At 36.6% G+C, this 20743-nt stretch carries 21 protein-coding genes, 3 pseudogenes and 1 riboswitch; of the genes and pseudogenes, 12 read left to right on the top strand and 12 right to left on the bottom strand.

The features are described from left to right. The first annotated feature begins 104 nt into the window (after nt 1-104). The 3 genes and pseudogenes from OE105_RS03445 (at nt 105) to OE105_RS03435 (ending at nt 1865) form a co-directional block, all read left to right on the top strand. On the top strand, nt 105-785 hold the full coding sequence (locus OE105_RS03445) for a fructose-6-phosphate aldolase (protein ID WP_275421344.1): 681 nt from the start codon (nt 105-107) through the stop codon (nt 783-785). Between the two features lie 194 nt (nt 786-979). Further along, nucleotides 980-1170: pseudogene (locus tag OE105_RS03440) on the top strand (ABC transporter); the annotation flags it as partial. A 188-nt stretch (nt 1171-1358) separates the two neighbouring features. Next, nucleotides 1359-1865, top strand: a complete 507-nt coding sequence (locus OE105_RS03435; RefSeq protein ID WP_275421343.1) for a hypothetical protein — start codon at nt 1359-1361, stop codon at nt 1863-1865. Nucleotides 1866-2051: 186 nt separating this feature from the next. On the opposite strand, the pseudogene OE105_RS03430 reads toward OE105_RS03435, so the two are convergent. Next, nucleotides 2052-2336 (bottom strand): annotated as a pseudogene (locus tag OE105_RS03430) (transposase); the annotation flags it as partial. Between the two features lie 149 nt (nt 2337-2485). Next, nucleotides 2486-2788, bottom strand: a complete 303-nt coding sequence (locus tag OE105_RS03425) for a hypothetical protein (protein ID WP_275421342.1) — start codon at nt 2786-2788, stop codon at nt 2486-2488. 239 nt (nt 2789-3027) lie between these two features. On the opposite strand from OE105_RS03425, the pseudogene OE105_RS13920 reads away from it, so the two are divergent. From OE105_RS13920 to OE105_RS03410, 4 genes and pseudogenes are all read left to right on the top strand, one after another. Next, nucleotides 3028-3186, top strand: a pseudogene (locus OE105_RS13920) (helix-turn-helix domain-containing protein); the annotation flags it as partial. A gap of 48 nt (nt 3187-3234) precedes the next feature. Continuing rightward, the gene (locus OE105_RS03420; RefSeq protein ID WP_275421341.1) at nt 3235-3924 is read left to right on the top strand and encodes an Rgg family transcriptional regulator; all 690 of its coding nucleotides are present in this window, start codon (nt 3235-3237) and stop codon (nt 3922-3924) included. A gap of 54 nt (nt 3925-3978) precedes the next feature. Continuing rightward, the gene (locus tag OE105_RS03415; protein WP_275421340.1) at nt 3979-4533 is read left to right on the top strand and encodes a flavodoxin family protein; all 555 of its coding nucleotides are present in this window, start codon (nt 3979-3981) and stop codon (nt 4531-4533) included. A gap of 218 nt (nt 4534-4751) precedes the next feature. Continuing rightward, on the top strand, nt 4752-6329 hold the full coding sequence (locus OE105_RS03410) for an MFS transporter (protein WP_275422079.1): 1578 nt from the start codon (nt 4752-4754) through the stop codon (nt 6327-6329). A 61-nt stretch (nt 6330-6390) separates the two neighbouring features. Here OE105_RS03410 and OE105_RS03405 read toward each other — a convergent pair whose 3' ends face one another. The 4 genes from OE105_RS03405 to OE105_RS03390 all read right to left on the bottom strand — a co-directional run bounded on the left by OE105_RS03405 (nt 6391) and on the right by OE105_RS03390 (nt 10421). Then, entirely contained in the window at nt 6391-7314 is a 924-nt protein-coding gene (locus tag OE105_RS03405; RefSeq protein ID WP_275421339.1) for an ArsA family ATPase, read from the bottom strand. A gap of 17 nt (nt 7315-7331) precedes the next feature. Further along, the gene (locus OE105_RS03400) at nt 7332-7589 is read right to left on the bottom strand and encodes a cory-CC-star protein (RefSeq protein WP_275421338.1); all 258 of its coding nucleotides are present in this window, start codon (nt 7587-7589) and stop codon (nt 7332-7334) included. Between the two features lie 150 nt (nt 7590-7739). After that, complete coding sequence (locus OE105_RS03395) at nt 7740-9482, bottom strand: carbon starvation CstA family protein (RefSeq protein WP_275421337.1); 1743 nt, start codon at nt 9480-9482, stop codon at nt 7740-7742. A 687-nt stretch (nt 9483-10169) separates the two neighbouring features. Next, nucleotides 10170-10421: a hypothetical protein gene (locus tag OE105_RS03390; RefSeq protein WP_275421336.1), complete on the bottom strand. Its 252-nt coding sequence runs from the start codon at nt 10419-10421 to the stop codon at nt 10170-10172. Between the two features lie 324 nt (nt 10422-10745). On the opposite strand from OE105_RS03390, the gene OE105_RS03385 reads away from it, so the two are divergent. Continuing rightward, entirely contained in the window at nt 10746-11225 is a 480-nt protein-coding gene (locus OE105_RS03385; RefSeq protein ID WP_275421335.1) for a flavin reductase family protein, read from the top strand. A gap of 52 nt (nt 11226-11277) precedes the next feature. Here OE105_RS03385 and OE105_RS03380 read toward each other — a convergent pair whose 3' ends face one another. Then, nucleotides 11278-11592, bottom strand: coding sequence for a DMT family transporter (locus OE105_RS03380; RefSeq protein ID WP_275421334.1), 315 nt, complete (start codon nt 11590-11592; stop codon nt 11278-11280). Between the two features lie 2 nt (nt 11593-11594). Next, complete coding sequence (locus OE105_RS03375) at nt 11595-11933, bottom strand: DMT family transporter (protein ID WP_275421333.1); 339 nt, start codon at nt 11931-11933, stop codon at nt 11595-11597. Between the two features lie 57 nt (nt 11934-11990). Further along, a riboswitch (guanidine-I (ykkC/yxkD leader) is annotated at nt 11991-12091 on the bottom strand. Between the two features lie 280 nt (nt 12092-12371). On the opposite strand from OE105_RS03375, the gene OE105_RS03370 reads away from it, so the two are divergent. Together OE105_RS03370 and OE105_RS03365 are read left to right on the top strand one after the other, a co-directional pair. After that, nucleotides 12372-13046, top strand: coding sequence for a DUF899 family protein (locus tag OE105_RS03370; RefSeq protein ID WP_275421332.1), 675 nt, complete (start codon nt 12372-12374; stop codon nt 13044-13046). Beyond that, nucleotides 13043-13294 carry a hypothetical protein gene (locus tag OE105_RS03365; RefSeq protein ID WP_275421331.1) on the top strand — a complete coding sequence of 84 codons (252 nt, stop codon included), beginning with the start codon at nt 13043-13045 and terminating at the stop codon, nt 13292-13294. Before OE105_RS03370 ends, OE105_RS03365 begins: the two co-directional genes overlap by 4 nt. A 377-nt stretch (nt 13295-13671) precedes the next feature. Here OE105_RS03365 and OE105_RS03360 read toward each other — a convergent pair whose 3' ends face one another. Together OE105_RS03360 and OE105_RS03355 are read right to left on the bottom strand one after the other, a co-directional pair. After that, nucleotides 13672-14661: a lipoate--protein ligase gene (locus OE105_RS03360; RefSeq protein WP_275421330.1), complete on the bottom strand. Its 990-nt coding sequence runs from the start codon at nt 14659-14661 to the stop codon at nt 13672-13674. Between the two features lie 366 nt (nt 14662-15027). Continuing rightward, nucleotides 15028-16365 carry a TrkH family potassium uptake protein gene (locus tag OE105_RS03355; RefSeq protein ID WP_275421328.1) on the bottom strand — a complete coding sequence of 446 codons (1338 nt, stop codon included), beginning with the start codon at nt 16363-16365 and terminating at the stop codon, nt 15028-15030. Between the two features lie 510 nt (nt 16366-16875). Between OE105_RS03355 and OE105_RS03350 the strand changes: the two genes are divergently transcribed. Beyond that, a complete protein-coding gene (locus OE105_RS03350; RefSeq protein WP_275421327.1) occupies nt 16876-17700 on the top strand; it encodes an aldo/keto reductase in 825 nt (274 codons plus the stop codon). A gap of 458 nt (nt 17701-18158) precedes the next feature. On the opposite strand, the gene OE105_RS03345 is transcribed toward OE105_RS03350, so the two are convergent. After that, a complete protein-coding gene (locus tag OE105_RS03345) occupies nt 18159-18317 on the bottom strand; it encodes a glycogen/starch/alpha-glucan phosphorylase (protein ID WP_275421326.1) in 159 nt (52 codons plus the stop codon). Then, nucleotides 18289-18438, bottom strand: coding sequence for a type 1 glutamine amidotransferase family protein (locus OE105_RS03340; RefSeq protein WP_275421324.1), 150 nt, complete (start codon nt 18436-18438; stop codon nt 18289-18291). The genes OE105_RS03345 and OE105_RS03340 overlap by 29 nt, the downstream gene beginning before the upstream one ends. Nucleotides 18439-18761: 323 nt before the next feature. Here OE105_RS03340 and OE105_RS03335 point away from each other — a divergent pair, with 323 nt between their 5' ends. Further along, entirely contained in the window at nt 18762-20495 is a 1734-nt protein-coding gene (locus OE105_RS03335; RefSeq protein ID WP_275421323.1) for a methyl-accepting chemotaxis protein, read from the top strand. Nucleotides 20496-20743 lie beyond the last annotated feature (248 nt).

Below are 20743 nucleotides of genomic sequence, written 5' to 3'. Positions count from 1 at the left end.
TCCATGGTTCCCTTCTAACCAACTTTCTCCAAACCGTTTCAAAGGCCATTCGTTCAGTATAAAAGGAAAAAAATAAAACAATCAACAGTAAAGGAGGATCTTCAATGGAGTTAATGTTTGATACGGGGAATATTAGTCAGATTAAAACCTATGCGAACGTGTTCCCTTTTAGTGGGGTTACGACGAATCCGAGTATTTTGAAAAAGGAAGGCAAAGTAAATATTTGGGATCATTTACGTGAAATACGTAACATTATCGGTCCAGAAAAATCTTTACACGTGCAAGTTACAACGGACCGTTCAGATGAAATAATTAAAGAGGCTTACAAAATCGTTCAACAATTGGGGAAAGAAACATATATTAAAATTCCTGTTACGATCGAAGGCTTGCAAGCGATTCAATTTTTGAAAACAGAGGACTTTCATATTACTGCCACTGCCATATATACAATGGCTCAAGGGGATTATGCAATCTTGGCAGGTGCCGATTATATCGCGCCTTATTTTAACCGAATGGAAAATATTAATATCGACGCAAAGGCCGTTATTCGCCATTTTTCCCATGTAATTCAAGCATTTCATAAGGAGACAAAAATTGTTGCAGCCAGCTTTAAAAATATGGGACAAGTGATGAGTGCCTTTGAATGTGGTGCCCATAGTGCAACTGTCGACCCATCTTTACTTGCAGACTCGTTGAAAATGCCCGCGATTCAAGGGGCGATCGACCGCTTTAAAGAAGATTGGGAAAGTGTATATGGAAAAGGGGCTTCTTTTTTGAATCTGTAACAAAAACGAACAATCTGTTTTCTATTCGATCCGTTTGTTGAAATCTTATTGTACAAAAAGGGAAAAGGATTTGACTTTCAAAAAAACGAAGTCTAAATCCTTTTCCTATTTTATATGGTATATCGAATGTTAAACGTTATTCCCACGGTAATAAAAAGTCCAATATTAAACATAAGCTTCCAAATACGTGGTATGATAAGTTGGCGATTATTGGTCCAAATGGAAGTGGAAAAACAACTTTAATTGATAAGTAAAGATCCGAGAGTTAAACTTTCACCTTCTGTGAAAATTGGCTATTTTAGATAATCAAAAAGCGATCTCCCAAAATGTTTCCGGTACTTCTCGTCATCATGAGACGTTTATTCGGACGGTACTTGCCCGATTATGTCTTTATATTACGTTAGCATCTTTTATAATCTATTCATACCCTTTCTGTATGGATGACAATAAAGTTTATATTGCATTGACTATAGATAATTTTTATAATAAGAGTATAAAAAATAAGAAAATTTTTTATTTTTATTAACTACCGCTTACCATTAAGTTCAACAAAAGGAAGGTAAGGGAACATATATGAAACGATGGAAAATTATTATTCCCATTGTTATTGTGGGAGTCATTTTGTTTTTGGATTGGCAGGATCGAAGAGAGCTATTACTAATAGGAAAAGCATTAGACTATCCAGTGGATGATATTAATACAGTGATCGTAAAGGACGGGAAAACATCAAAGGAAATCCTGACTCTCACAAATTCAGATCCAATTTTTTTCAGACAAATTTACTCTGTATTCTATATTAAATTGAACTGGTCGGAAAGAAGAAAATTGTTAAAAAACGGTCCAGTCTATGAAGTAAAATTTTTAATTAATGATGAAATTTATTATTCTATGAACATTTATAAAGTGGAAGAAGATCAAATCTCTTTGCTACCTGTTCATGAAGATGATAGTATTTCAAAATTTGATTTCATTTATTCGCCAGATGGGGAGAACACATATATTTTTGTAAGAAAAGAAACTCCTCATTTGTTACCTGTGAAAGAAGAATTTAGAGAACTATTAAAGATTATCTCAAAGTAAATGTGTCAAGCGTCAGTGAAAATGTCATGGGTGTGTCAATAATTTTGTGTAAATGACCCTGTTCCAGTAGATAGGTTGCACAAGGCATTATTTTTCCCATCCGCCAATTCCACCGCGACCGTAAACAAGGTCAAGGATGGCGGATTAGTGCTACACTTTAACCTTCTAGTGTTTCAAACATCTGTATCAATTCTGATTTCGCCTTTTTACCCCCCGATGACAACGTATGCCAAATTTTTGATTATAATCTAGAAACCGTTTTGCGAGAAAGCGTTCTAACGATTCTTCGTTCGGGAATTGTTATTTACATTTAACATATCGTTTGATTCCTTTGTTAAAAGCTTCAATCAAGTTTGTTGAGTAGATACTGCGACGTATGGAAGCTGGAAAATCATAAAATGTTAGAATCTGTTCATTGTTCATCACTGATTCAATGACACGTGGATCAGACTTATCCCACTTGCTCTGCATCCGCTCTAAGGCTTATATGGATTTTGCTTCTCAAAGTGAAATTTGCCACGGCTTCACCTAGTTCACTCTATAATGATTTCTCCTCCAAAATGTTGTTTATAAATAGTCTATAACGCTATATGAACTTAAAAGCTATTTCTTTGCCGTCGTCAAGTAATCGGGGGGCTAATGACAAATTTTAGGTCAACATGTTGATTACTATCCGAACCGCCTGAAAAATATTTGAATGACCATATACGGAACGCTATATACTGTGTTAAGAGAGGATGGAAATCAGTGCTATTCTTGATTTCATTTTCATTTTCTTTTTGTATTCTTTTCCATTCTGAAACAATCTCTGAAATCTCCGCTTTTATTTCTTGGATCACTTCCTCCTTCGAAACATTTTCAGGTTTAATAATTCGGGCATTCGATAGCAAGTAACTGAAAAAGGACTCCAATACTTTACTCATTTAAATTCCTCCTTTAAACTTTTTTCATGATTCGTACCGTTATCTTAATGTTCTCATAGCTTATCAAAACATTTTTAAAAATTCCCGAAAACGGGAAATTTGTTTCTTGTCAATGTTGAAATCTAAAATTAATAAACGCAAATACTAAATTTAAAAACTTTTTTAAATGTACGTAAGATGAAAAGGTGAAGATCATTATTAAGGTTGTTGAATGCTAATTATCAGAAGTTATACTATATATGTGCAAATACATAAAATCGAAAATAGGAGTGGTATGTTTGGCATTTGGGGAAATTTTCCGAGAAATTAGACTTAGCAGAGGTTACTCCATTGAAAGTTTAGCCGATGATGTCGTGTCCAAATCCACGATTTCTAGGTTTGAACGGTCGGAATCTGATATAACATTTGAAAAGTTGATTCATCTCCTTGAAAAATTGAAGATTTCCATGAATGAATTTTTTTATCTTTCATTGAAAAAAAATCCGAAGGCGCATGCTCTAGAGCTATTACCTAAAGCGATTCTTTCAAATGATCTACAGATGCTAAAACAATTAGTCGAAGACGAATGGAAAAAATACAAAAATACAGCTGATCTTTATGCTAAACTTACTGCTATTGTTCTGGAGACACATTATAAAAATTTGACAGAAAAAAATGTAAAATACGATGATCATCTGACATTTTTGACCGATTATTTTTTTCGTTGTGAGTTATGGACACAGTTTGATCTTGTATTATTTGGAAATGCTATGGGATACATTCCCGTTGAAACGTCAATTGTTATTTCCAAGGAACTTGTAAAAAAATCAGAAATTTTTTATAAAAATAGGCAAAGTTTTGAGACCATTATTAATATCATAGAAAACATGGTTTTTGTATGTTTAAAACACGAACGTTTAAAAGATGCAGGTGAATTTATAAAAATACTTGAAAATTTTCATTTGGATGAAAGTGACTTGTTAGAACGGGTTATTGTAAAATTTTTTAAAGGATTATATTTGATTGAAAAAGAAGAGCGAAAAAGAGGAGAAAAAATGGCAAAAGAGGCCTTATTGGCAATGAAATTAGCAGGATCTTATAATTTAGAAAGATTTTATCGCGAATATTATAATGAAATAGCCCATTCAAAAAAATAAATTCGTTCAAATGGATTGGTGTTAAAAAGTAATTTTTTAGAAAGGTTGGGGTTTATGAAAACTGTACTCGTTTTGGAAGGTAGTTCTCGACCAGGAGGAAATACGGAAAGGTTAACGAATGAAATGTTGGAAGGAATTGACCGGAAGACGATTTATCTTCGGGAAAAAACAATCGTACCAATTGTCGATAAACGGCATGATAAAGAAGGTTTTTCTAAAGTTGATGATGATCATGATGCGATTATGAAAGAAGTTTTCAAACATGATATCCTCATCTTCTCCACACCAATTTATTGGTATGGTATGACGGGAATCATGAAAAATTTTATCGATCGTTGGAGTCAAACGTTACGTGACTCGCAATTTCAAATGAAAAAAGAAATGGAAAATAAAGAAGCGTTTGTCGTTTTATGCGGAGGTGACCATCCAAGAATAAAAGGACTTCCCCTCATCCAACAATTCCAATACGCCTTCGATTTTATCGGCCTCTCCTTTTCAGATTATGTAATCGGTCAAGGGAATAAACCTGGTGATGTTAGAAACGATCGATATGCAATTCATGTGGCAAAAGCATTAAATTTAATATTAAAAAGCAAAATTTCATTTTAATAAAAAGCGTTTAAAGGGACAGGGTAACCATCACTTTTTTTTAATGGAAAAAATATTTGATTTTTCATTAGTTACACTTGTGCAACTTTCATATATTTATATATAATGAATACATTCGATTTGTCATTTGTATTTTCCCAAAATAAGGAGTGGTAGGGTTGAAGGAAAAAACATCTGGTCAAACATGGGCTTTGACTTTATTTGCAATTGGCGTATTTATGGCAGCTCTTGACAACGGGATTATCAGTGCTGCACTTACAACGATTAACAGCTCCTTTGAAGTGTCAGCTAACTGGGGCGCATGGGGCGTCACCCTTTATACATTAGGATTAGCGATTAGTGTTCCGATCATTGGAAAATTATCAGATCGGTACGGACGGAAGAAATTATTTATCATCGAAATCGCCCTATTTGGATTAGGTTCTTTTCTCGTCGCGTTAAGTCCAAACTTTGTTTTTTATTTAAGTGCACGATTTTTGCAAGCCCTCGGTGGAGGGGGCATTTTTATTATCGGTAGTTCCCACGTGTTAAGTACGATGCCTGCCGAAAAACAAGGAAGGGCCCTTGGAATGCTTGGTGGAATGAATGGGATCGCTGCCGTTTTAGGTCCAAATATTGGAAGTATGCTCTTGGATTTGACGGGGTCGTGGCATGTTTTATTTTTAATCAATGTACCCATCGCCATTCTTTTAATTATTTTTGGATGGTTAAAACTGGAAGAAACGAAGGATCCAGCTACAGGGCGTCTCGACTTGTTCGGAACGATTTTATTATCCTTGTCCGTATTAGGAATTATGTATGGATTGACGAATATTGAAGGAGTAGAATTTTGGGATAGCGTATTAAATCCAAATGTGTATGGATTTATTTTAACTGGGCTTGTTCTTTTCATCGCATTAATTTTCCATGAAAGTAAACTTGAAAAACGAGGTGGCGATCCGGTTCTTCCATACCGTTTGCTTAAACAACCTCCCTATTTGTTAACATTACTAATCGGGGCATTCTCCGGCGCATTGCTAGCAGCGATGATCTTTGTTCCGGCTTTTACTGAACAAGTACTCGGAATTGCAGCGGAAAATTCCGGATACTGGTTAACTCCCCTTGCCCTAATGGCAGGAATTGGCGCATCGTTGGGTGGTGCTTTCGTTGATAAAAGGGGACCAATTACAGCGGTGCTTTTATCAGGAGTAATTACTGCCATCGGTTTTGTTTTATTTCCCACATGGGTCGATACAAAATGGCAATTTTTAATTTCCTCATCCATCGCCGGTTTAGGTATGGGAATTATTCTCGGTGCCCCATTAAATATTTTGGCTACCGAAACATTGAAATCGGATAAAGGTTCCGCCCTTTCTACTTTGTCCCTCAGTCGACAAATCGGGATGACCCTTGCACCGACAATTTATGCCGGTTTTATTGCCAGAGGATTTAATCAAATACCGGATCTATTCAAATCGGAATTCCCGTCAATCCTGAAGGAAAAGATGTCCGAAGTTAATTTAAGTCCAGAAGCGATGCAAGAGTTTTCCCAACTGGCAGGAAAATTCTCCTCCCAATCTGGAGATGTTTCGGAAGATATGATGATGGAAGCTTTTAATCAAATCAAAGATCCAAACTTAAAAGAGGTTATTCAATCGAGTGTGGAACAAGTCACTCATATGGCTGCACAGGACGGATTTGGTGGACTCTTTTATTCTGCCGTTATATTGGCGATTTTAGCGATTATTGTCACGTTCATCCTCGCTCCGATTCGTAAAAAACGATTAGTCAAATCAAATCAAGGGTTCACATCCTAATAAAGATCATTCCCCCACTTCAATGGTACATTCCATCGAAGGGGGGATTTTTTCATTCACTTTATAAATACTCACTAACCAATCTTAATTGTTCCTTAGTCGTTATATCCTTTGAAAAAAATGGGATGAAAATGAGTTGCTTATTTTGAAATGTTCGATTAATCCATTCCAAATGTACTTTCTCATGTTTTTTTCGTTCCTGCAAAAAGTCTCCCTCAACCTGTTCTGGCAATACTTTATTGACGACCAATGTTTTTACGTGCAAATGATATTGATCGAGTAAACGGGTAGCCTTTTCCGTTTCCATAATCGGCAATCGTTCCGGATTCAAAACAAATAAAAATGCTGTTTCATCGTGGTTTAATAAAATGGATCTCGCCTCTCGGAAACGGTCCCTTCTCTTCCTGAGCACGTCATAAATCGGATCTTCTATCGGTTCGCCATCATTTAATAATTGAACATAATTATCCCTCGTCTTTTTCCTCCGCATTAATAAACCTTCAATCCAAACATTCATTAACTCTGGTAACGTTAATAGGCGAATCGTATGTCCAGTCGGTGCCGTATCGAATATAATCTTATCAAAATTTGGTTTTTCATCGAGGATAATGGAGATGATTCGATCGAAAAGCGCTGCTTCGTCGGCCCCAGGCGATGCCTTTGCTGTATCAAGCATTCGATATACTTCTTCCATCATCGTCGGATTCACTAAACCTTGTACGTTTTCCTTTACTTGATTAATATAGTTTGTCGTTTCTAATTCCGGATCGATCTCCAATGCATATAGGTTTTCTTTTACTTGATTGATCTTTCCACCTATTCGTTGACCAAAAAGATCTCCTAAATTATGGGCAGGATCCGTGGAAATAAGCAACGTTTTATTCCCTTCATCAGAAAGTTTCATCGAAATGGCTGCAGCGATTGTTGTTTTTCCCACTCCACCTTTACCACCGACAAAAATGATCGTCTTTTTTAATTCTTCCATCAAATCTTCCCCTTTTCTTAGCAGCAACGAATCCCGGATAACGGGGACTTTTCCATCCCCATCCGTAAATGCCAATCATGAAATTTTTCAATCATGTATGGATACAACTCTAATGTATAATAGTAAGCTGGATTCGGAATACCTACCATTTCGGAGAACAACAAAAGGAAAAAAACATCCTCTTCTTCCCGCAATTCCCTAGCCACTTCCGTACGGTGGGGAAGGGAAAGCACTTCTTCATAAAATTGAATAATCTTTTTCAATTTTTCCAACATATGACTCCCTTCTTTCTCGAGAAAAAATATTACTGTTTTAACAGTACGAAACCGGTCGATGGATGATTCACTAGGAATCTTTTATAACCCTTTGGAACCGTGAAAAGGAAAAGGGATCAAGTCCATCGATCCCTTTCAACTCGCTTTTTGCTACATTGCTTTGTTCTGGTCAATCGGGTCTCCATACTTTTTCGTTAACATTCGGAAAGCTGTAATTGCAATCCAAAGGGCAAAGGCGAAAATTATTGCACCTAATACGAATAGAAGCATGTTCGTATTCGTCCCCCAAGCTGCCCATTGGAAAAATACTTGTTGAAACATGGCGTACATCGTCATGAATAAAAGGAATATCATTGGAATTAAAGTAAACGCATAATTTCTTCCTAACCGTTTCAGCCATATGGAAATTAACATTAAACTAATACCTGCTAATAATTGATTGGATGTTCCGAACAAAGGCCAAATTAAGTATCCTCCAGAGCCAAACCCTTTTGGACCTTCTGGTAGCAATACGAGTGCTGCACTGGAAAGAACAGCAATCGATGTAGCAACATGGGTTTTCGACAATGTTGGAATTTTATATTCCGTTCCTAATTCACTAATAATGTAGCGCATTAGACGAACAGACGTATCTAATGTCGTAGCAGCAAAACTGACGACGATAATGGAAACGATCGTAATAGCAATACTGGATGGGATTCCTAATCCACCAGCTAAAACGGAAGCGCCTTCGACAAACGTATTCAAACCAGCTGCATTGGCATCATTATAACTTGCATAGGTGGCAAAAAAGGCATCCGTATTTGAAAAGAATGTTGCAACCGTAAGAATGGAAACAAGGGCCAATAATCCTTCTCCGACAGCACCGAAATACCCTACGAAGCGGGCATCCGTTTCCTTATCTAATTGCTTCGCCGATGTACCTGATGAAACTAAACCGTGAAAACCGGAGATGGCACCGCAAGCAACGGTAATAAACAATAGGGGCAACCAAGAACGATCGGGATTTTCATTCACAATCGGTGCTGTTAACTCCGGATTTGTGAAAAATAACCCTAAGTACAAAATCGCTAAACCGACAACAAGTTGATGGGAATTAATAAAATCCCTCGGTTGTAACAATTTCCAAACGGGTAATATGGAAGCGATGTAGGAATACACCATTAAAAATATAATCCAAATGAAAAATGCCGTCGACACGACCCCTAATCCGAAAAGCCCTTCTCCTTCTTCACCACCCATGTACTTAACAAGGTCGATTTGCAAAAACTCAAATTGGGCGGACGCGATGGCAGCAATATACATAATTGCTAAAACGATTAGAGATGGAACGAGCATTTTCGTTTTCCGTTTATAAACCATGTAACCGATCGCAATGGCCAATGGAATTTGCAATAAAACCGGAAAAACGCTGGATGGATAGCTAATAAACAAGTTGGCAATAACCCAAGCAAATACCGCATTCACCATTAATACAAGAATTAAAATAATAAATAAAAACAATAATTTCCCACTTCTACCGATCAAACGGTCGGCAATCGTTCCTACCGACTGGCCTTTATGTCGGACGGAAAGAACCAATGTTCCGAAATCATGGACCCCTGCTGCAAAAACCGTGCCTAAAATTACCCATAAAAATGCAGGCAACCATCCCCAATATAAGGCAATGGCAGGTCCAAGAATCGGAGCAGCTCCCGCAACCGATGTGAAGTGATGACCCCATAGGACGAATTTATTCGTTGGAACGTAATCTACCCCGTCGTTGTACTGATGTGCTGGTGTCACATAGTTCGGATCTAGTTTGTAAATTTTCTCTGCAATAAACTTGGAATAATACCGATACCCTAAAAGAAATACGAAAAATCCTAGCAATGCAACAATAATTGCACTCAAATTATCTCCCTCCCCAAAGATTTCACGGATGAAAACGCTTCATCCTCTATTCATTTTATAATACAAATATTATTGTGTAAATATTTTAAATAAATAAAATATAGTACTCTAGTACTGATCCCTCAATTCGTTTATTGCCTTTTGACTTCCAGAATCCAATGACTAATCACATATAATAAGGGAATTGAAAAATTCATAATCAAGTGGAAAAAACACTTCAAATTTTTTATTTTTCAGGAAGGGAGAAAGCACCCATCTTTAAGAATGTACAAAATTCGTGGAAAGGTAATCGGTTTTTTGAGACCTACTTCCGAAAATTTTTACAGTTTACCCTAATCGGCCTGGAGGGAACTGATTTCGATTTGGAAATTGTTACAAACCGATCAAATCGTATGAACAAAATTAGTAAATTTTAAATATCAAATGAATAAATTGGGACATCTTATCATTTTTAGATTTTAAACGGTGTAACTTCTTTTTTTACGGTAATGGAAACGAAGAAAAACTTGATTGTCATCTTCACTGTTCAAGTGAAAAAACCGACTTCACTTCATACGAAAAAACCGATAGAAACGACGTTGTAGATCTTGAGATGAACCGAACGGATTTCATTCGTACAAACGAATAATTAAAATTAATATGGAAAAAAATGCCCACTCCAGTAAAGACTGGTGCGGGCAATTTCTTTTAATTTGACAGTTTAATATGATACTCTTCTTCCAATTTCCGATATATTTCCTTTAATTTTGGCTTTCGTCCGATAATTTTTCGCATTCTTTCTGTCAAATGAATCACTTCTTCGTTTTGCAACTTTTCCGGCAAACCCTTTTCGTACAAATACGTTTCATGCAAGGTACGATCCATCAATTGTAAAACAGAATATTGGATGCGTAAAGCTTGAATAATCATCTCTTCCTTCTCCAATGTGGCTTTATCCATTTTCATTCTCCTTTTAAAAAAATATATACCTATCCCGATACCAATTTTATAAAAAGGAAACGACCTTTGCAAAAAGACAACATCGGGATACTTCACAAATGAACCCTTCAAATAGTAAAAATCATTATTCACCAAAAATGGAGTGATGGTACAAATAGTCCTCCACAATCGGACGAAAAACGAACTTTCCTACTAATTTTCACAGGCTCACTGAAAAGACTTCACGTTAAACCACCCTTTTTGACATATGCTTTCTACTGGACAAATCCCTTTTCCATTGTCTACAGTAATAGTAGATTGTGAATAAATGAAGGAGGAACGAATATGGATCAGAAGGCGAAAAAAACCGCTTTACGAGGAATTTCATACGGTTTATATATCGTCGGTACGAAAGATGATAAGGGAGTCGTCAATGGGTTTACAGGTAACTGGTTAACACAAACTTCTTTTGAACCCCCTCTCGTTGCCCTCGCAGTGAAAGCTGGTACCCGTTCCCAAGAACAGATTGCAAAAGCAGGTGTGTTTAGCGTGAATATTTTGGAAACGGGAAAAAAAGATATGGCAACCGCCTTTTTCAAATCCGTCGAACCGGATGGTAATAAGCTTGCAGGATATGAATTTTATACGGAAGAAACGGGATGCCCAATTTTTAACGATGCCCTCAGCTTTTTTGAATGTAAAGTTGTCGATAAAATCGAAAAGGGGGATCACTTCATTTACGTAGGAGAAGTGATTAACGCCGGTGTCCATCGGGAAGGCGATCCGATGACGTTAAAAGAAACAGGGTTTTACTATGGGGGATAATTCATGATCGGCAGGGGACTATTTCCCTTGCCTATTTTCTTTTTCCTCTCGATTACGATAAAAGCTTTAATCCAATGACCGAACTTAAAATAATGCCGATGAGGAAAATTCGAATCCCGTCTTTTGATTCCCCATAAAAAATCATACCGAAAATTGTACCACCAACGACTCCGATTCCTGTCCAAATCGCATAGGCCGTTCCCATCGGCAAAAATCGTAAGGCATACCCTAATAGAAAAAAACTAGTACCAAAACTACTAATTAATAAAAATATAGTAAAAAAGTTTTTCGTTTTCTGTACTTGATTCATCATCGCAACACCGAAAGATTCAAATAATCCGGCCAAAATTAATGCAATCCACGCCATTTCTACTCATTCCTCGCTTCTTGTTTCTCATCTGTAATTAACTTCAATCCGACAACACCGACTAAGATGAATAAAATGAACAACATTTTTAACCATTCGAACGGTTCTCCAAACAGAAGAATATCGGCAATCACCGTACCCGCTGTCCCTAATCCGACAAAAACGGAATAAACGGTGCCAGCCGGTAGAACTTGTGCCGCCGTAATCATCAAATAATTACTAATCAATAACGCAACAATCGTTCCAGCCCATGTGAAAACATCGTAGGCGTGGGCTAACCCCATTACCCAAAACACTTCTAACAAAGCGGCAATCAACACTTTTTGCCATTGGCGATTCATCTCTTTACACCTCCCAAAACTTAAAAAACCCAAGAGATACTGTTTGAAATACACAGAATCTCCCGGGCTTTTATCCCTCCGTGGCACAGCGATTTCGCTGTGAGTTTTCTCTCGGACCAGACCAATTCATCATTTGCGGAACCCTAGAAAACTTTAAGTATTCTTTTTTAATCAATTATACACACCTTTTCTTACAAAGCAAGTTTCATGACGGTAAAAAAATCTAAGAAAAGAGGCGTTTTCCATAAATGGATGATGACAATACATTTTCAAACATATTTTTTCAACAATTTATTATTATTCATCCAACGAAGATCGTACAATCATTCAAATCATTTTTTTAGATTTCAATCATTAATCGGCTATTTTTTGATAAAATATGTTTAAACTCGTGAATTGTACGAACGGAAAATATTAAAAATAGGAGTGAATCATTCATTGAACATATCGGAAATACAAAAAGAAATCGAAAAATTGGAACAGGAAATTAAGGAAAAAAAGCAACGATTAGTTGAACTGAAACAATCTCTCCCAAATAGACCGGTGAAAAACTATCAATTTACCGATTCCTTTGGGAAGCCGGTCACCCTTTCCCAATTATTCGGTGATAAAAATGAATTGCTCGTCATTCAAAACATGGGAAAATCATGTGCCTATTGTACAATGTGGGCCGATGGGTTTAATGGACTTTACCATCATATAACAACAAAAAGTGCTTTTGTCGTCGCAACACCGGATCCTCCGGAAGTTCAAAGGGCCTTTAAAGCGGAGCGAAGATGGCAATTTCCAATGATCTCAACGATGGGAACGACATTTAAAGAAGATTTCGGTTTTGTAAAAGATGGCTCTCAATATCCAGGCGTATCTTCTTTTAAAAAGGATGAGGAAGGTAAAATTTATCACGTTACCGATGCATATTTCGGTCCTTGGGATGATTTTTGCCCGGTTTATCCGTTATTTGACCTTCTCCCGTCCGGTTCCAAAGATTTTATTCCAAAGAAGAAAATACACGAACAAAGCCCTTTTCATTTTACAAACGATATAACAGTTCAAGTAAAAAATGCTAAAATGCGAAGGCGGCCATCCAATTTTACGAACAAATTATTGGAATGACCGTTGAACATTTTTCAGAGGGCGAATCCCGCCTATCCTTTGATGGACACAACTTTTTTGTGGAAGAACGGAAATCGGATTGTTCAACGATTTGTCTAAAATTGGCCGTCGACAACTTCTTACAAGTAAAACAGATGCTATTGGAAAAAGGGTGCCAAATTAAGAAAGAGTATGGCGAAAAAGATATAATCGTTCAAGATCCCTTTGGTATTTGTTTTCATCTATTTGAAAGTGCATCACCAAAATAGAAATAGTTAACCATTCCAATGTTGTTCCTTTTCATATTACAAAGTCATCAATTCAATGATTTACTGAATGGAAACTTTCACAACTTGGGCGATAAGAATTATTTGAATTAATAAATCGATTCAGACTTTGAAATATTCAAAAGAACAACTTTCGGAAAGATGTAGTCAGTCAATTTTTCACAAACTGACCCTTTCGAAACCCGCGTATTTCATTGACACCTTAACGAATGCCTTTAGTAACGATGTATAAAGGAAAAAGATTAAAGAGGATTATTGAATGTTTTTTGTAGCGAAGAAATCATAGAAATTTTAAAATACTAAGAATCATTGTAGAAGCATGAAAAGGTGCGTCGACCGCACCCTTTCTCACATCGGTATTAAAACATGAGGCTCAACAAATCTTCTCTCGTGATTTTACCGAAATAGTGACCGATGTCGACCGTTTCCAGTTTGTCGTTCACCGCATCCCGATCGTAGCGTGTTCCGATGAGAAGAGCCTCGATATCCTTCACGTCACCAATACCGAAGAAATCGCCAAAAATCGCAACTTCGTTAATCATGCCGTTTTTAACTTTTAGGCGAATGTCGACTGTTCCAGCGGGAAATCGATGTTTGTACTGCACGTTAAATTTTGGAGAACGGCCGTACACCCAATTCCAATTGCGATAACGCTTATCGGCAATCTCTTGGATCCTTTTCCAGTCTTTTTCCGTCAACTTGTATTCGGGAATGTCGTTTTTCCCTTCGAAAATGTGCTCTAAAAGCTTCCTTTTGAACGTCTTGATGTCCATATCTTCTTTTAAATATTCGCGGATATTGGTCACCCGGCTACGCACAGACTTGACACCTTTTGATAAATACTTTTCCGCATCCGGATTGAGGGCGCGCGCGACGTTTTCCAGATTCACGTCATATAGAAGCGTGCCGTGACTGAACATACGGCCGCGTGTAAAGAACTGAGCGTTACCGCTAATCTTTTTACCATCTACGACAAGGTCGTTCCGCCCTTGAAGTTCGGCATATACACCCATTTGCCGCAAAGCACGTACGACCGGTTTCGTAAATTTCTCATAGTTATGAAAACTATTCCCGTCATCTTTCGTAATGAAACTGAAGCTTAAGTCCCCTTCATCATTATAAACCGCTCCGCCTCCGGACAGGCGCCGTGTTACGGTCACGTTATGTTCTCGAACAAAATCCATGTTGATTTCCTCGACTGTGTTCTGATTTTTACCGACAATGACCGTCGGCGTCATACTGTAGAACAACAAATACGTTTCATTGATGTCCAATTCCGTGAGCGCATATTCTTCGATTGCCAAATTCAGCGTCGCATCCATAACGTCATGATTATCGATGTACTTCATAGAAATCTCCCCTTTGTTATTCCCTCTATTACTTCCCAATAGCGATTGCTCTCATCCTACGTCTAGAGCGCTTTTTATGGTGCGAATTCGAAGTACTTTAACGGATCCTTCAAAAGATGCAAAACCAATTCCACCAAAGCAGCACAATGTTATATAGTTCGAGAAAAAAATGATAAAACTTCACATAATAAAAGCAAAGAAATTGTATAACGAGTTCAGCCAGTAACCGAGCAGGATTTGACTATACGGTTGCATCCACTTTCGTAAAGAAAAAATGGCAGTAAGCATAATCTTTCATAGATTTGTCCATTGAAACGGAATATTGGCAAGTTATTTCAAACAACAAATAAAAGAAAAGTAAAGATTTTATCCTGTAAACACTTCCTCTTCCGGATAACGAATCGGTGTATTGAGTTTCTTTGTAAATAGGAATGCAAAAGTTAAAGGCCCAATTCTTCCGATAAACATCATGACGATAATCACAATTTTTCCGATGAGAGATAAATCCCCCGTGATCCCTGTAGATAATCCAACGGTTCCAAATGAGGAAAAGACTTCAAATGCAATTTGGATAAAAGGGAATTTTTCTGTAATGGTTAAAATAAAAATCGCAACAAAGATCAATAATAAACTGACCGTTACAATTGTCAACGAACGGAAAATGGTCGCTTTTTTAATTGCCCGATGGTATAAAACCGTTTCTTTTTTATACGTTAAATACGTAACCATCGAAAAGATTAAAATAATAAAGGTCGTTAATTTTATTCCCCCTGCCGTTGATGCACTCCCTGCGCCGATAAACATTAAGCCCATCATAAAAAACAAGGAAGCAGGGGTCATTGCACCGATGTCTAACGTATTAAATCCTGCCGTACGGGTTGTTACAGCTTGAAAATAACTGCCGAACCACTTTTCAGAGATTGATAGATTTCCAATTGTATCCCCATTTCCATATTCCAGAAAAAAGATCATCAATGTTGCAATCACATTAATCAATAAGGTTCCAACAATCATCAATTTTGAATGAAGGGATAATTTTTGAAACCTTTTCCTTTTCCAAATATCTTTCATGACGATAAATCCAATTCCACCGATAATAAAAAGAATGGAAATAACGATATTGACAATCGGGTCCCCGACAAATGCGGACAGATTATCCTTCCATAAGGAAAAACCCGCGTTATTAAAGGCAGACACAGAATGGAATAAACTGACAAATAAACCGGTTTTCCATCCAAATTCGGGCACCCATCGAAAGGACAAAAATAAAAAGCCAATTCCTTCGATGATAAACGTATAAAGGAGTAAGGAACGAACGAGTGGAATGATACCACCTAAGTGATTTTGATTTAAGGAATTTTGAACTAACAATCTTTCCTTTAATCCGATTTTTTTGCCAAACATCATTAATAAAAAGATCGCGAAAACCATCGTTCCCGTTCCACCAAATTGAATTAAAAGCATAATGACGATTTGTCCGAAAATGGTAAAAGCCTCTCCTATATCAACTACCGCTAAACCGGTTACAGTCGTCGCTGAAGTTGCGGTAAAAAAAGCATCGCTCCAAGATATCGGGTATTGATGGGAAATAGGCAATTTCAGTAACAACGCTCCGGCAACGATGACAATGAAAAAACTAAACGCTAATTTTCTCGTCGGATTCAAATTCATATGCATTAACATCCAAGTAATGAGCTTATTCATTTTTCCCATCCTCTTTTAAATGACGTTATCATATTTTGTGATTTAATGAACGAATAACGGAAATATAAATAAACCATTTCCATCGACTTCTTTTTTTAAAATGGAAGTAACCCGATTTGGTGGAAATCGAAACTGTCTCCATAGAACTGTTTTTACTCCATTAAACCTTCTAACTTGTAAAATCTATCGCTAGTATAATCGGCTTGTACAGAACGATCGATCGAATCGACCATTTAAACAGCTATAATCTACTCCCTTTTCTACTATTTGTCAACAGGATTTGAAAAGATTCTTTAAATTTTTTTATAGTTTGTGAAGTCCCCACCTTTTCAACTTTTGAATCAAATGAGGTGCAGTGTTTTAAAACAGAATGGCAAATTGGTCGGTTTAAAACGGATGTTGTTTTTTGAAGGAATTCCCTATGATATAATATAAATTACAGAATGTTTCCGCGTTGACGCTTTCATTCAACCAATTGACAGACAATATTCTTTGAAAGGAAGGAATGCAATGAATTATTTAACTTTAAACAACGGTGTCAAAATTCCCCAACTCGGGTTTGGTGTTTGGCAAGTGCCAAATGAAACGGCAGATGTCGTTGTAAAAAAAGCGTTGGAAACCGGTTATCGATCGATTGACACAGCGATGATCTATCGAAATGAGGAAGGTGTCGGAAAGGCATTACGAGAAACAGACGTTCTCCGTGAAGAGATTTTTTTAACAACAAAAGTTTGGAATGCCGATCAAGGATATGATTCGACTTTAAAAGCATTCGATGCAAGTCTAGAACGATTAGGTCTCGATTACGTCGATATGTATTTAATTCATTGGCCGATGCCAAAATATGACCAATACATCGATACTTATAAAGCATTGGAAAAGCTTTATAAAGATGGACGGGTAAGAGCAATCGGAGTATGTAACTTTGACATTGATCATTTACAACGGGTTTTGGATGAATGTGAAATCGTTCCGGTCGTCAACCAAGTGGAATGCCATCCATACTTACAACAGAAGGAATTAAAAGAATTTTGTGAATCCCACGGAATCATTTTGGAAAGCTATAGTCCACTGATGAACGGACGGGATGTGTTACAAGATGAAGTGATTAAGGGGATCGCTGAAAAATACGAAAAAACACCGGCCCAAGTCATCCTCCGTTGGCATATTGAGCGAAATACAATCGTGATTCCAAAATCGGTCACACCATCGCGAATTGAAGAAAACTTTGACGTATTTGATTTTGAACTGTCCAGTGAGGACGTGGAAAAAATCGCCCAGTTAGATCGAAACGAGCGCATCAATGCGGTTCCTTCCGAATTTCATAGAAGATAAAACATCATCTCTCAAACTTTTTCCAAAGTCTAGTCGTTCAATGACTAGGCTTTTTATTTTCCGACAGTAGGATCGGTTCTCATATGTACGAATCTCAATTCATTTTAATGGTTTCTTATTTTCATCAAATATGAATGCGTTGTACGAGAAGTCCCTATTATTAAGCTCTTTTGGCAAACAGCTGTTTATCACAGGGAATATACTATGGATGTTTCAAATACTAAATTGGTCACTTTTGAATCGGTCTGAAACGGTTCTCTAATTGTACGAGAAATCCCCAAAAATTAAACACGGGTAAATACAATAGGTGACACAGATGATTTAAACCCGTTCAAAATGGGCTAAATGATAAAAACTATGAAAAAAAGAAAATTACCTAATAATGAGGAAATTAGTACATTCGTATATTTTATACAACTCATCGTCTCTTTCAAATGGAAACCATCTTCGAATCCAACTCAAAACCCTTTGATCACATATTCACAGAATTCCCCTCGATTCAACTGTTCAAGTACGATCCGAACCCGTTCGTCTGTATTGTATATATCCCTCAAATTGTACACACCGTTTTTGTAATAATTTAACACTTCATCTGCCGTTAAACCGAAAATAAACATGTAATTTTCCAGTAATCGTTACCATATCGATGGGGATTTCCGCTCTCCTTAAATAATCGACCACGGTCAATGCCTCGATTTCTTCATAACCATTAGCAAATAAAATCATCGCTTTTTTCACTGGTACCACTCCTTCCTTTCCATATTACTTTCATTGATAAATCAATAATCGATTAAAGATAAGATAAAATATCTGTCCAAAACTACTTCTTTCCTTCATACATTTATAGTAATATAAAAATAAAATAACATTTCCGACATTTTTTAAAGCAGGAATAGTGCTACATCAAAAGGAAAAATCGGTCCAAAACGAAAATTGTCCCAATCTTTTATATAATTGAAAGAATAACGACAGAACAAATAAAGTATCTTTATTCCAACTTTCTTCTAACACCGTCTATTATTATAAGAAAATAAAATATTCCAACGAAAGGAGTAAGGAACATGCAAATTATCTTACAAAAAGCAAAAAACTGGAATGAGCTGATCGACTCACCAACGGAAACCGACATTGAACAAATTAATGAACGAGCAAAAAAACGATTAGGTTTTTCATGTATTGATAAGGAAACGTTAACATTCGTTCGGGAAGCTGGGGAACTCATCCTTCCCTATAAATCCAAAATTTGTGAAAAATTGTTCCGTTACTTTACAAGTGATGGCCAATTAAAAGAAATTGCTCTTACCTATTCCAATGAAGAACATTTTCAACGTTTACTTTCAAAATATATCGAGGAGTTTTTTGAGGCAAAGGTAAATCAACAATATATCGATTCCCGAATTTCCATTGGGAAAGTAAAAAGTAAAATTCATATTACACCTGAATTATTTATCCCAGCTTATCAAATATTCGTCCAATTGATTACAGGAATATTAATCGAGAAATTAACAAATAAGCCGAAACAATTGATGGATTATTTAAGTGCGATTCAAAAATTAGCAACGTACGATTTGCAGTTGATTGTACAAACCTATGTCGATCGTACGGAAGCGGATTTTTTAAAACGGATGTCCGATATGCTAAACCGTATTTGTCGATCGGAAAAGACAAAACAATTAATTTTTAGTATGGAAAAGCAAATCGATGAAATTCATAATGTGACTGCTAACTCTGAAGAAATCTCAGCAAGTATTGAAGATATTTCCAATAATATTGAAAAAGTAGCCGAAGAAACGAATGATGCGCTTCAATCTGCCGAAAAAAGTAAAGGTACGATCCAACAATCCCTTACAAACATCCATCAAATGGGTGATGTTTTCCATACCCTTCAAGATCATGTTAACCGATTAACAAAAGAAATTAAAAATGCGGAAACATTTATCACGATGATCAAAGAAATTGCTGATCAAACGAATTTGCTCGCATTAAATGCAAGTATCGAGGCTGCTCGTGTCGGGGAACATGGAAAGGGATTTGCCGTTGTTGCCTCTGAAATTCGGAAACTGTCGGAAAATACGAATATGCAAATTGAACAAATTACGACGAGTTTAAATCATTTGCTGGAAGGTTCAAACAATGTAACGGAAAAAATCGTCCAAACGGGAGAACTTGTTGAAAAAAGTGTAACCGAATCAGGTTATGCGGAGCAAGCGTTAGATCAAATCGTGGAAAATATGAAAACCATTACCGAATCCACCTCACAAATTGCAGCGATGGGTGAAGCACAAACGGCAGCCATTCAAGATATTTCCTCGAGGATGACGAATATTTTTAATCAAAGTACAGAAACACAACAAATCGCGAAAGAAACGGGAAAACTATTTTACGAATTAAGTAAGGATATGGAAGATTATCGAAATCTATTCTTACGACTCAATTTATACTTAACTGAAAAAGATATTTTACAAATGGCAAAAACCGATCACCTCCTTTGGAAATGGAAAGTATACAATGTCCTTCTCGGAGTGGAAGAGATGGATTCCAAGGAAGTCATTTCTCACAAAGATTGCCGGTTAGGAAAGTGGTATTACGGACATGAACTGGAACAAGTGAAAAATAATATGGCTTTTCAGGAAATTGAAGAGCCGCATAAAAAAGTACATGAATATGCCAAAGGGGCGATAGATTATTATAAAAATAACGACTTACAAAGTGCGGAGGAAATGTACAATCAGTTAGTGGAAGTATCCGAATTGATGATTCAAAAAATCGATGAACTAATCAAACAGGTTTCGTAAAAATATATGTTTTTTAAAATGTTTAACTTCACAATGTTTATTCGTATAAAGATAACGATATGCAAATGATTCCGTGAGTATATTTTATTGATCAAATTTTTTGTTTAACAAACAGGAGAATGTTTTCCTTCTAGTTGAGCTTGGAACTTCAGTTAAAAGAAAAATGATCCTTACTTACAGGAAAATGCATAGGACGATGACATCCTTTTTACTTCCTCAAACAACGATAAAGGGACGAATTTTGCCTC

It is taken from the genome of Fervidibacillus halotolerans, assembly GCF_026547205.1.
In the GTDB taxonomy this organism is placed as follows: Bacteria; Bacillota; Bacilli; order Bacillales; family Caldibacillaceae; genus Fervidibacillus; species Fervidibacillus halotolerans.
Note: the sequence above shows the minus strand (reverse complement) of the source record. Positions and strands in the feature narration are given on the sequence as shown.

Coding starts and splice junctions, on each gene's coding strand:
- OE105_RS03390 (WP_275421336.1), bottom strand. CDS start 10,421: ATGGATAAAGCCACATTGGAGAAGGAAGAGATGATTATTCAAGCTTTA.
- OE105_RS03380 (WP_275421334.1), bottom strand. CDS start 11,592: ATGGCGTGGATTGCATTAATTTTGGCCGGATTATTTGAATCTTTCGGT.
- OE105_RS03355 (WP_275421328.1), bottom strand. CDS start 16,365: ATGAATAAGCTCATTACTTGGATGTTAATGCATATGAATTTGAATCCG.
- OE105_RS03400 (WP_275421338.1), bottom strand. CDS start 7,589: ATGTTGGAAAAATTGAAAAAGATTATTCAATTTTATGAAGAAGTGCTT.
- OE105_RS03360 (WP_275421330.1), bottom strand. CDS start 14,661: ATGAAGTACATCGATAATCATGACGTTATGGATGCGACGCTGAATTTG.
- OE105_RS03350 (WP_275421327.1), top strand. CDS start 16,876: ATGAATTATTTAACTTTAAACAACGGTGTCAAAATTCCCCAACTCGGG.
- OE105_RS03410 (WP_275422079.1), top strand. CDS start 4,752: ATGGCAGCTCTTGACAACGGGATTATCAGTGCTGCACTTACAACGATT.
- OE105_RS03365 (WP_275421331.1), top strand. CDS start 13,043: ATGACCGTTGAACATTTTTCAGAGGGCGAATCCCGCCTATCCTTTGAT.
- OE105_RS03415 (WP_275421340.1), top strand. CDS start 3,979: ATGAAAACTGTACTCGTTTTGGAAGGTAGTTCTCGACCAGGAGGAAAT.
- OE105_RS03420 (WP_275421341.1), top strand. CDS start 3,235: ATGAATGAATTTTTTTATCTTTCATTGAAAAAAAATCCGAAGGCGCAT.
- OE105_RS03425 (WP_275421342.1), bottom strand. CDS start 2,788: ATGAGTAAAGTATTGGAGTCCTTTTTCAGTTACTTGCTATCGAATGCC.
- OE105_RS03375 (WP_275421333.1), bottom strand. CDS start 11,933: ATGAATCGCCAATGGCAAAAAGTGTTGATTGCCGCTTTGTTAGAAGTG.
- OE105_RS03445 (WP_275421344.1), top strand. CDS start 105: ATGGAGTTAATGTTTGATACGGGGAATATTAGTCAGATTAAAACCTAT.
- OE105_RS03405 (WP_275421339.1), bottom strand. CDS start 7,314: ATGGAAGAATTAAAAAAGACGATCATTTTTGTCGGTGGTAAAGGTGGA.
- OE105_RS03435 (WP_275421343.1), top strand. CDS start 1,359: ATGAAACGATGGAAAATTATTATTCCCATTGTTATTGTGGGAGTCATT.
- OE105_RS03345 (WP_275421326.1), bottom strand. CDS start 18,317: ATGTTTATTTTCGGTTTAACGGCAGATGAAGTGTTAAATTATTACAAA.
- OE105_RS03335 (WP_275421323.1), top strand. CDS start 18,762: ATGCAAATTATCTTACAAAAAGCAAAAAACTGGAATGAGCTGATCGAC.
- OE105_RS03385 (WP_275421335.1), top strand. CDS start 10,746: ATGGATCAGAAGGCGAAAAAAACCGCTTTACGAGGAATTTCATACGGT.